General features: G+C 50.3%; 6 protein-coding genes. 5 read left to right on the top strand and 1 reads right to left on the bottom strand.

Annotated features, from left to right (window positions below; translation table 11 throughout):
- Positions 1-3 precede the first annotated feature (3 nt).
- Entirely contained in the window at positions 4-2,430 is a 2,427-nt protein-coding gene (hemC, locus tag DWZ16_RS06700) for a hydroxymethylbilane synthase (protein WP_243015299.1), read from the top strand.
- A gap of 108 nt (positions 2,431-2,538) precedes the next feature.
- On the opposite strand, the gene DWZ16_RS06695 is transcribed toward hemC, so the two are convergent.
- Positions 2,539-3,393 (bottom strand): PHP domain-containing protein, encoded by an 855-nt coding sequence (locus tag DWZ16_RS06695; RefSeq protein ID WP_118482152.1) that lies wholly within the window; start codon positions 3,391-3,393, stop codon positions 2,539-2,541.
- A gap of 331 nt (positions 3,394-3,724) precedes the next feature.
- Between DWZ16_RS06695 and DWZ16_RS06690 the strand changes: the two genes are divergently transcribed.
- The 4 genes from DWZ16_RS06690 (at position 3,725) to DWZ16_RS06675 (ending at position 12,177) form a co-directional block, all read left to right on the top strand.
- A complete protein-coding gene (locus tag DWZ16_RS06690) occupies positions 3,725-5,389 on the top strand; it encodes a VanW family protein (RefSeq protein WP_243021944.1) in 1,665 nt (554 codons plus the stop codon).
- Between the two features lie 497 nt (positions 5,390-5,886).
- A complete protein-coding gene (gene nifJ, locus DWZ16_RS06685; RefSeq protein WP_106999935.1) occupies positions 5,887-9,423 on the top strand; it encodes a pyruvate:ferredoxin (flavodoxin) oxidoreductase in 3,537 nt (1,178 codons plus the stop codon).
- Positions 9,424-9,710: 287 nt separating this feature from the next.
- Positions 9,711-10,634 (top strand): alpha/beta hydrolase, encoded by a 924-nt coding sequence (locus DWZ16_RS06680; protein WP_106999934.1) that lies wholly within the window; start codon positions 9,711-9,713, stop codon positions 10,632-10,634.
- A 145-nt stretch (positions 10,635-10,779) separates the two neighbouring features.
- On the top strand, positions 10,780-12,177 hold the full coding sequence (locus tag DWZ16_RS06675; RefSeq protein WP_118522484.1) for a uracil-xanthine permease family protein: 1,398 nt from the start codon (positions 10,780-10,782) through the stop codon (positions 12,175-12,177).
- Positions 12,178-12,198: the final 21 nt, after the last annotated feature.

Genomic DNA, 12,198 nt, shown 5'->3' with positions numbered 1-12,198 from the left:
AAATTGACAGATAAAAATAGGATCCGCGTAGGCAGCCGCGACAGTGCGCTGGCAGTTGTTCAGTCAAAGATGGCGATCGCAGCGATGCAGAATGTCTGTCCGGAGACAGGATTTGAATTGATCACGATGAAAACGACGGGAGACAAGGTGCTTGACCGTCCACTTGATGCGGTTGGCGGCAGGGGATTGTTTGTAAAAGAGCTGGATCAGGCGCTTTATGAAGGGCGGTGCGAGCTGACAGTTCATTCCTTAAAAGATATGCCGCTCTGTCCGCCGGAGGAGCTGCCGGTGCTGGCGCTTTTAGAGCGCGAAGATTGTCGCGATGTGCTGGTTCTGCGTGAAGGCTTATCCGAGCTTCCGGCACACCCGGTAATCGGAACTTCCAGCCGCCGCCGCGTCCTACAGGGGCAGAGATTATTCCCGGATGCAGAATTTAAGGGGATCCGAGGCAACCTGAACACGCGTTTGCGAAAGCTCGATTCTGGCGAATATGATGCGCTGATTCTGGCAGCGGCGGGGCTGATTCGTCTGGGATTTGCAGATCGCATCAGCCGTTATTTTTCTGTGGAGGAAATGATCCCGTCAGCAGGACAGGGTATTCTGGCAATCCAGGGACGGCGTGACCGGGAGATCCCTTTTGTGAAAATGGTTCACTCTGAGGAGTCTGCGGTTTTAACCAGGGCAGAACAGGGCTTTGTCGCCACGCTTGGAGGCGGATGTTCGTCGCCGACAGCAGCTTCGGCGGTGCTTGAAAATGGAAAAATCAAGCTGCGAGGTCTTTATTATAAGGAAGAAACGGGAGAAGTCCGTATTGGCTCCATTGAGGGGGAGGCAGAGAAAGCAGCGGAGCTTGGAAGAAAATTGGCGGAACAGTTATCGGGAAAGCCTGCACTGTCTCCGCTGGGGAAAGTCTACCTTATCGGCTCGGGCCCTGGCGATGCAGGGCTTTTTACTCTGCGCGGCAGAGAACTTCTGGAGCAGGCGGATGCCGTCGTCTACGACGCTTTGGCAGGCGACGCGGTACTGGGCTGGATTCCGGAGCACACGCGGAAAATTGACGTTGGTAAACGGAGTGGACGCCATTCGAAGAAGCAGGAAGAAATCTTAGAAATTTTATTAGAGGAAGCGAAAAAGGGCGGAACGATCGTGCGCCTCAAGGGCGGGGATCCGTTCGTCTTTGGACGCGGCGGCGAAGAAGCTGAATTTTTAAAGAAACATCAGATCCCGTTTGAGGTGGTTCCAGGTATCAGCTCCAGCCTGGCGGTTCCGGCATATTTTGGCATCCCGGTGACGCACCGCGGATTGGCGGGATCGTTTCATGTGATTACCGGACATCGAATGGAGGGCATGCCGGCTCTGGATTTTGAGGCACTTGCTCGGGTCGGCGGCACCTTAATTTTTCTGATGAGTGTTGCGAATGCGCCGAGGATCTGTGAGGGGCTTCTGAATGCGGGAATGAAACCGGAGACGCCGGCGGCATTTCTGATGAACGGAACCCTTGCGTCCCAGAGAATGATCCGCGCAACCCTGCAGACACTTCCGGAAGAGGGTGTGCGTCAGGGCGTCAAGGCGCCTGCCATCCTTGTGATCGGGGAGGTCTGTGCGCTTGCTGATACGTGTGCATGGAGAGAAGAAAAGCCGTTGGCAGGAAAACGGATCGTGATTACCCGCCCGAAGGAGCGCAGCCAGAAGCTGGCGGAACATCTGCGCGATGCCGGAGCGGAGGTGCTGGAATTTCCGACGATTGAGTTAAAACCGGTCTGGAAAAAATCAGAAAAAGCGGATGCTGGCACAGCGGATAAAGAAAAACTGTATGAACTGGTTCGGAATCTGGAATCGTATCACTGGCTGGTGCTCACGAGTCCGGCAGGGGCACAATATTTCTTTGAGCTTTTGAACCAGATGCAGAAAGATTTCAGGAGCCTCTCCCATCTGCGTTTTGCTGTGATCGGTGAGGGAACCGCGTCCGTCTGCCGGGAACACGGCATTTACCCAGATTATATTCCGGAGCGCTTTTATGCGGCAGATCTCGGAAAAGGGCTGGCAAAACAGGTGAAGCAGAACGAACGCGTATGCATCCTGCGCGCCAGACATGGTTCGCCGGAACTGACGCAGGCATTTGAAGCTGCCGGAATATCCTATATGGATGTGACACTTTACGATACGATCACGCCGGAGGAATCGCCGCTTGCAGAGCGCATCCGTGAACTCCTAAAAGAGGGCGCGATCGATGCGGCCACGTTTACGAGCGGATCGACGGTACAGGGATTCCTGGATATTTTACAGCCGGATAAGGAGACATTGAACGGATTTACAGCCGTCTGTATCGGAGAAAAGACAGAAAAAACCGCCAGCGCGGCGGGAATGAAAGCCGTACTGGCGGAGTCCGTCTCGGAAGAAGGGATTGAGCAGGCGCTCTATCATATGTAAACATATAAACAGACGTCTGTTCAGCAGGTTCATTAAGAAGTTTTCATATAGATTGTAAATGCCTGAACATACGGAACCGATAGAAGCGTGAGCGGGTAAATCAGCATTTTAGCTGTTTTTCTGCTGTAACCGGGCTTTTATGTTGTCCAGCAGCAGTGCAGAAACCCGCAGACCGCCGTAGCCGCTTCCAAGATGGATATCTGGTTTGTTGGCACCGTGAAAATCGGAACCGCCGGTGGAGACCAGACCGAGACGGGAAGCTATTTCACGTAAATGAAGACTGTCGGATTGAGAGTGTGAGGAATAATAAACCTCGATGCCCATCATTCCGGCTTCTTTTAAATAGGAGAGAAGCTGCTCGGTCTTTTTCCAGCCAAGTTTATACTGGAGAGGATGTGCGAGCGCTGGTAAACCGCCAGCTACACGGATCAGGCGGATCGCTTCCTCCGGCTCAATCATCTGCTTCGGGCGGTAATATTTTTTGCCGTCCCCGAGGTATTTATCAAATGCCTGGCTGACCGAAGTGACACAGCCTTTTTCAAGCAGTGCGCGTGCAAAATGGGCACGGGTGATGACAGTGTGTTCATTTCCGTGAATTAAATCTTCATATTTAATGGGAAATCCATCTGCCTGAAATAAAGCGAGAAGCTCTTCATTGCGCCGGTTACGGATCTCGCGGACCTGCCGCAGTGCAGATAAAAGTTCCGGGCAGTGCGGGTTCAGATAGAGCCCCAGAATATGGATTTCTTTTCCTTCATAAGGACTGGAAAATTCGGCACCGGGAATGACAGTCAGGGAGGTGTTCTCGGCTGCCTGCATGGCTTCCGCAACGCCGTCAACTGTATCATGATCCGTCAGCGCATAGGCGGTCAGACCGCATTGGAGCGCCAGATTTGTCACTTCGGTGGGCGTGAGTGTGCCGTCCGAAGCAGTAGAATGAACGTGTAAATCAATTAACTGCATAGATGCAGACCTCCTTCTGCTGTAAGACTACCCGCATTAGATGGAAAAGTCAAGTATGCGGCAGATACCCGCTGCAGTTTGCCAGTGTGTAAACGGGAACAAAAATGATTGTTTACATCAGATATATTTGAAAGAAGAAGCGTTATACAAAAAACAGAGCGGCTGTGGAAATTTGTACCAGGAAACGGTTGTGGGGATCAAAAAAATTTATAAGTTAATTTAAGAATTATGTTATTTTCTTTTCCTGGAATTGTGCTATACTGTAGCAGAGATATTTTCAAATAAACACATATAATAAAATTTCATGGAAAAGACGGACAGGTGATGGAAAATGAGTGAGTACAACAGAAATTCTTCAGGAGGAAGGAATTTTGAACATAGAGGATTGGAGGGCGGAACGCTGAGTTCGTACAGCCGTGCCGGACATAGCAGTACCGGGCATCGTTCGTCGTCCGGAACATCCAGCCATACAAAAAGTACAGATGCGCACACAAGCACGGGACGCCGGGATACTGTGATGAATCGGGCGGCAGCCGGTCGGAGTCATACTTCCGGGCGTTATAAAAAGAAGAGAAGAAACCGTCTGGATATTACACAGATCCTTTTGATCGTGATCGGTGTCCTGGCGGTTATCCTGATAGCGGCGATTGCCTCCCGCGGGTGCGGTGGGGGCAGCGCGGCAGGCGGGGCGACCGAATCGGATATCGTACAGGAGAGTACCGTGGCAGATGGAGCGGTGACCGTCAACGGCGTCAATATTTACGGAATGACGCAGGAGGAGGCGCGCAAGGCGATCCTTGATTCATTTGACTGGAAGATGAAGGCCAAATACGAGGACAAAGAGACCGACGTTACCAATCTGATGGCGGATAAAGTTGATCAGCTTCTCGAGGAGATCTATGCAAGTGATCTGAAACCGGGTGAGACATATGAAGTCAACACGGAAAATATGATCGAGGATGCCAAGGCAGAGGCAGCACTGATTGCCGGAAACTGGAACATGGCAGCCAAGAGCGGCGGTATCTCCGGTTACAATAAGGAAACGGGTAAGTTTGAGTTCAGCGAGGGCACCAAGGGACTTGTCATTGATCAGGATAAGCTGGCACAGGCGATGGTCGATGCGATTGACAAGAAAGAGTTTGATGCCGTCCTGACCGCAGAGACGAAGGAAGTCGCAGCGGATTCGTCGGTACAGGATAAGTACAAGACAATGTCCACCTACACAACCACGACGACCTCCAACAGCAACCGAAACGAGAATATCCGTCTGGCGGTCGCAGCGTTAAACGGAACGATTGTCAAACCAGGACAGGAATTTTCCTTTAACAATACGACCGGTGCGAGAACCGAAGAAAAAGGCTACAAGCCGGCAACCGCATACTTAAATGGCGAGGTTGTCCAGGAGCCAGGCGGCGGCGTCTGCCAGGTATCTTCGACCTTATACAATGCGGTTGTATTTGCGGGGCTGAAGAGTACGGAGCGCCACGCACACAGCTACGAGCCGTCCTACGTTACACCGGGCGAGGATGCGGCAGTCAGCTACGGCGGACCGGACTTCAAGTTCGTCAACAACTCGGAATATCCGCTGGCTATCAAGGCAAGCTTCAGCGCATCTGATCGAAAACTGACGATCGCACTGTATGGAGTTCCGATTCTGAAAGAGGGTGTCAAGATCCGTATGTCTTCTGAGAAGACAGGCGAGATTGATCCGCCGTCTGCGGTTTATACCGAGGATGGTTCCCTGCAGCCGAATCAGGAAGTGCAGACAAAGGCAGCGACTCCGGGCAGCCGCTGGTCCACGGATCTGGTTACCTATGAGAATGATAAAGAAGTGAGTCGTGAATTTTTTCACAATAGCAGCTATCGTGGAAAGGCAGCGCAGATCAAACGTAACAGTTCCGCTACTGTAGCGACCAACGCAACGGAGGCAACGGCGGCAGCAGAGAGCACTGCGGCTGAGACAATGCAGCTAATGAGGAGCGACAGCGGCACATGAGACAACCACAGCGGCACCGTCCAGCCCTGGCGGCGAGACAAAAGCTCCGACCACGACAGCGGCGGAATCCAACGAAGGACCACAGGAGACAACTCCAGAGCCAGAGGAAACGAACCCGGTTGTGGAAGCAAATGGACCTGGAAGCAATTAAAACCAAGGCAAAACTAAGGTGAAATATAGAAAGTGCTGTAAGATAGATTGCAAAAATGAATGATAAAAGGGCATTCAAGCGGCATTTGAATGAAAAGCACCGCTGGATGGAGAGGCTTTCTTCATCTGGCGGCGCTTTTTTTCATATTTTGTGGTTTTATCGACTATCTGAAAAAACAGTAGACAGCTTTTTTGTAATTGTTCGAAAAATAATACCGGATATAAATCAAAATTATTTGCATTTTGACGAGAATTTGTTATAATATTATCAGGTAAATTTCCAGGACAATCTATTTGGGGAGATTTATTACTGAATACATTCACTATCAATAGGAGGAATATTCATTATGGCAAGAAAGATGAAAACCATGGATGGAAACCACGCAGCAGCGCATGCTTCTTACGCATACACCGACGTGGCAGCTATCTATCCGATTACCCCTTCTTCTCCGATGGCTGAGGCTACCGATGAATGGGCAACAGACGGAAGAACCAATATTTTCGGCCACACAGTTCAGATTACAGAGATGCAGTCTGAGGCAGGTGCAGCAGGTGCAGTGCACGGATCTCTGGCAGCAGGTGCGCTGACAACCACGTACACCGCTTCCCAGGGTCTGCTTCTGATGATCCCGAACTTATACAAGATTGCAGGTGAGCAGCTCCCGGGCGTATTTAATGTTTCTGCTCGTGCACTGGCCAGCCATGCGTTATCCATCTTCGGTGACCATTCTGATATTTATGCGTGCCGTCAGACAGGCTGCGCGATGCTGTGTGAATCCAGCGTACAGGAAGTTATGGATTTAACCCCGGTTGCACATCTGGCATCCATCAAGGGCAAGATTCCGTTCATTAACTTCTTCGATGGTTTCCGTACATCCCATGAGATTCAGAAGATCGAGACCTGGGATTATGAAGATCTGAAAGATATGGCAGATATGGATGCAATCGATGCATTCCGTAAGAATGCACTGAACCCGAACCACCCGTGTCAGCGCGGTTCCGCTCAGAACCCGGATATCTTCTTCCAGGTAAGAGAGGCTTGCAACCCGTACTACGATGCACTTCCGGCGATTGTTCAGGAATACATGGACAAGGTCAATGAGAAGATTGGCACAGACTACAAGCTGTTCAACTACTATGGCGCTCCGGATGCAGAGCACGTTATCATTGCAATGGGTTCTGTCAACGATACCATCGAGGAGACGATCGATTACCTCGTAGCAGCTGGAAAGAAAGTCGGCGTTGTAAAGGTTCGCCTGTACCGTCCGTTCGTAGCCAGCGCACTGGTAGACGCTATTCCGGATACTGTTAAGCAGATTTCCGTATTAGACCGCACCAAAGAGCCGGGTTCCCTTGGCGAGCCGCTTTACCTTGATGTAGTAGCAGCATTAAAGGGTACAAAATTCGATCAGACTCCGATCTTCACAGGTCGTTACGGACTTGGTTCCAAGGATACCACACCGGCTCAGATCGTAGCTGTATATGAGAACACAACCAAGAAACAGTTCACCATCGGTATCGTAGATGATGTTACCAACCTTTCCCTGGAGCTTGGCGCACCGCTTGTTACCACTCCGGAAGGAACTGTAAACTGTAAGTTCTGGGGTCTTGGTGCTGACGGTACTGTAGGTGCAAACAAGAACTCTATCAAGATCATCGGCGATAATACCGATATGTACGCACAGGCTTACTTCGATTATGACTCCAAGAAATCTGGTGGTGTTACAATGTCCCACCTTCGTTTTGGTCATAAACCGATCAAATCCACCTACCTGATCCACAAGGCAAACTTTGTTGCCTGTCACAACCCGGCTTACATCCGTAAGTACAACATGGTTCAGGAACTGGTTGACGGCGGTACATTCCTGTTAAACTGCCCGTGGAACATGGAAGAGCTGGAGCAGCACTTACCGGGACAGGTTAAGAAGTTCATCGCTGACCACAAGATTAAATTCTACACCATCGACGGTGTTAAACTGGGTATCGAGACCGGTATGGGCCCGACCCGTATCAATACCATCCTTCAGTCCGCATTCTTCAAGCTGGCAAATATTATTCCGGAGGAGAGAGCGATCGAACTGATGAAGGCTGCTGCAAAGGCAACCTACGGTCGTAAGGGCGAAGATGTTGTTAAGAAAAACTGGGCTGCTATCGATGCAGGCGCTCAGAACGTTGTAGAGATTCAGGTTCCGGAAAGCTGGAAGAACGGCGAGGACGAGGGACTTGAGATGACTCACGCAACCGAGGGAAGAGCAGATGTTGTTAAGTTTGTCAACACCGTTCAGGCTGCTGTTAATGCTCAGGAGGGTAACAACCTGCCGGTATCTGCATTTACCGATTATGTAGATGGTACAACTCCGTCTGGTTCCGCTGCATACGAGAAACGTGGTATCGCAGTCAATGTACCGGTTTGGAATCCGGACAACTGTATCCAGTGTAACTTCTGTTCTTATGTGTGCCCGCACGCAGTTATCCGCCCGATCGCGATGACCGAGGAAGAGGCTGCTGCCGCTCCGGAAGGAACAAAGACACTGCCGCTTACAGGTATGCCGCAGTACAAGTTCGTGATGACTATTTCTTCCTTGGATTGTACCGGATGTGGTTCCTGTGCAAATGTCTGCCCGGGCAAGAAGGGTGAGAAAGCACTTACGATGGTAAGTCTTGACAAGAATCTGGAGGCTCAGAAGGGTTATGACTACGGTCAGACACTTCCGATCAAACAGGATGTCATTGATAAATATAAAGAGACAACCGTTAAGGGAAGCCAGTTCAAACAGCCGTTACTTGAGTTCTCCGGCGCTTGTGCAGGATGCGGCGAGACTCCGTACGCAAAACTGATTACTCAGCTGTTCGGCGATCGTATGTACATTGCCAACGCAACCGGATGCTCTTCTATCTGGGGCAACTCTTCACCGTCCACACCTTACACCATGAACAAGGCTGGCAAGGGTCCGGCTTGGGACAACTCCCTGTTCGAGGACAACGCAGAGTTCGGTTATGGTATGCTTTTGGCTCAGAACGCAATCCGTGACGGCTTAAAGGGTAAGGTTGAGGCTGTGATGGCGGCAGAACAGGCGACCGATGAAGTGAAAGCAGCTTGCAAAGAGTGGCTGGATACTTACGGAATCGGTGCATTGAACGGCGCAGCTACCGACAAGCTGGTAGAGGCTCTGGACGGCATCGACTGCCCGAACTGCAAGGATATTGTGAAGAACAAAGACTTCCTCGCTAAGAAATCCCAGTGGGTATTCGGTGGCGACGGTTGGGCTTACGATATCGGTTTCGGCGGTGTTGACCACGTACTTGCTTCCGGCAAGGATATCAACATCATGGTATATGATACCGAGGTTTACTCCAACACAGGCGGACAGTCCTCTAAGGCAACTCCGACCGGTGCAGTTGCACAGTTTGCAGCAGGTGGTAAAGATGTGAAGAAGAAAGATCTTGCTTCCATCGCTATGAGCTACGGCTATGTATACGTTGCCCAGATCTCCATGGGTGCTGATTATGCTCAGACTGTTAAGGCAATCGCTGAGGCAGAGGCATATCCGGGTCCGTCCTTAGTCATTGCTTATGCTCCGTGTATCAACCACGGTATCAAAAAAGGTATGGACAAGGCTCAGACCGAGGAGAAACTGGCGGTAGAGTGCGGTTACTGGCACAACTTCCGTTACAATCCGGCTGCAGAGGACAAGAAGTTCACTCTGGACAGCAAGGCACCGACAGGTGACTACCAGGCATTCTTAAAGGGTGAGGTTCGTTACGCATCTCTGGCTCTGAAGAATCCGGATAGAGCCGGCGCGCTGGATGCAAAGAACGAGGAAGAGGCAAAGGCTAGATACCAGTACCTGAACAAGCTCGTTACTCTGTATACAAACAACTAATGAATCACTGATTCATGAATATATGACATACGATATATAAAACGTATGACTGCAGAAGCTCCGTCGAAAGATGGAGCTTTTGTTGTGTAATAGGGAATTCCCTATTACACAACAAGGCACATTCTTTTTTAGGGGGGAAAATTGTATAATAGAGTGTTTTTGTGGTATCCTGTATATGAAAAGGATCTGAAAATTATATGCTTCAATAAAACAGGAAAATAAAAAATATTTCAGGCAATGTTGAGAGAGATAATTCGATATAGCATTTAGAAAGCGGGGAAATCAGGATGGCACAGGGCAAAGATTTTTATATTCCATTTCAGGATGGGAGCGGCAGAATCCATGGCATCTGCTGGGAGCCGGAGGAAACACCGTGGGCGGTCATTCAGGTGGCGCACGGTATGATCGAGCACATTGGCAGATACGAAGAATTTGCACAGGCGATGAACCGGGCGGGGATTGCGGTCATCGGGCACGATCATCCGGGACATGGACGGACAGCAAAACCAGGGGAATTGGGCGAGTTCGCGGAGAAAAATGGTGTCCGCCGCGTGAACGGTGCGATGGCGCAGGTGGCACGTTTTGCGAAACACAAGTTTCAGGGCATTCCGCATATTCTTCTGGGGCACAGCATGGGTTCGTTTTTTGGACGCCGTTTTATCACGCATTATGGAGAATGGCTGGACGGCGCAATTTTCATGGGAACCGGAAGCCAGCCGGAACCACTTTTGTGGCTGGGCGGAACCGTCGTGGCAGCGGCAGCGTGGCTGGAAGGAAGAAATGGACGAAATGAGCGGCTGCACCAGCTGGTTCTTGGAAGCTATAACCGCTATTTTGAAAAAGGAAAAACGGAACATCAATGGCTGTCGCGCGTGACGGAGGAGGATGAAAAATACGAGGCGGATCCATACTGCCAGTTTTTATTTACCGATGGGGCATTCGTCGATTTTTTCCAGGTCATGCTGGATTTGAAGCGGAAGAGAGGCTTTGATGGAATTCCGAAAAATCTGCCGATTCTGCTGATATCGGGAGAGGAGGACCCGGTCGGAGAAGGCGGACGCGGTGTGCGTCGCGCGATGGAAGATCTGCAAGAAACCGGATGTACCAATGTGGCGATGCAACTTTATCCGGGGGCAAGGCATGAACTGTTTCATGAGATCAACCGGGAAGAGGTATTTGGTGATATTGTGGACTGGGTAAGCAAATTATAAGTAATACTTATAACTTACTTAATGAAAAATAATATACAAATGAAAAAACAATCTTTACAGTTCATATGCTTTTTTTTATAATTGAGAATGTTTTGGAAACTGTGTAAAAAGGTAGTTTTAAATTGGGTACAGGGAGAGAAAATCTATGGAAAATGAAAAGAAATTTACGGGACCTGCCTATGAGTTTGAGGCGAAGATGCCGTTAAAACAGGCGATTCCGCTGGGACTGCAGCACGTGCTTGCGATGTTTGTCGGTAACCTGACACCACTTCTGATCATCACAGGCGCCTGTGGTATCACGGGCGGAAACGATCTGGCACAGCTGCAGATCGAGCTTCTGCAGAATGCGATGCTGGTGGCGGGACTGATCACGCTGCTGCAGTTATTTTCGGTTGGTCCGGTTGGCGGCAAGGTTCCGATTATCATGGGAACCAGCTCTGGTTTCATCGGTGTATTCAACAGCGTGGCGGCTACGATGGGCGGCGGTATTTTAGCGTACGGCGCCATTATGGGTGCTTCGATCATCGGCGGTCTGTTCGAGAGTGTGCTTGGATGCTTCTTAAAGCCGCTTCGCCGATTTTTCCCGTCGGTCGTAACAGGTACGGTCGTTCTTTCGATTGGTCTGTCATTGATCGGGGTCGGCGTCAATTCCTTCGGCGGCGGCAGCTCGGCGCAGGACTTTGGTTCCATGGAAAATATGCTGCTTGCTATTTTTGTCCTGATTGTGATTCTGGCAGTGAAGCACGGAACGAAGGGATATTTAAGTTCTTCCTCGATTCTGGTCGGAATTATTGCCGGTTATGCTGTAGCATTCATCATGGGTCTGGTGCTTCCGCACACGGGTATTGCAGCGGACGGAACCGAATATACCAAAGCATGGGTATTAAACTGGGATAAGGTAGCACAGGCGAGCTGGATCAGCATTCCGCCGATCGTCCCGGTTAAAATTGTCTTTGATATGCGCGCGATTTTGCCGGTTCTTATCATGTTTATTGTAACCGCTGTTGAGACGGTCGGAGATATTTCCGGTGTCGTTGAGGGCGGTATGGACCGTGAGGCGACCGATAAAGAGCTTTCCGGCGGCGTTATCTGCGATGGACTTGGTTCCAGTATTGCGGCGCTGTTCGGTGTTCTTCCGAACACTTCGTTCAGCCAGAACGTAGGTCTGGTTACGATGACAAAGGTAGTCAATCGCATGGCACTTGCAACCGGCGCGGTATTCCTGATTCTGTGCGGTCTGATTCCGAAGCTGGGTGCGATCGTTTCGATCATGCCGCAGTCGGTACTGGGAGGCGCAGCGGTTATGATGTTCTCTTCGATCGTAGTTAGCGGTATTCAGCTTATCACGAAAGAGAAGATGACTTCACGCAACCTGACCATCGTCTCTGTTGCACTGGGTGTTGGTTACGGCATGGGTGCACATGCAACCATCCTTTCCAAGATGCCGGAAGCAATTCAGCTTGTATTCGGCGGATCTGGTATCGTTCCGGCAGCTTTCATGGCGATTATCCTGAATGTGCTGCTGCCGAAGGAAGAGGCGTAAGAAATAGGAAGATTAGAAAAA

It is taken from the genome of Clostridium sp. AF29-8BH (genome assembly GCF_003478145.1).
Classification (GTDB): domain Bacteria; phylum Bacillota; class Clostridia; order Lachnospirales; family Lachnospiraceae; genus Otoolea; species Otoolea fessa.
Note: the sequence above shows the minus strand (reverse complement) of the source record. Positions and strands in the feature narration are given on the sequence as shown.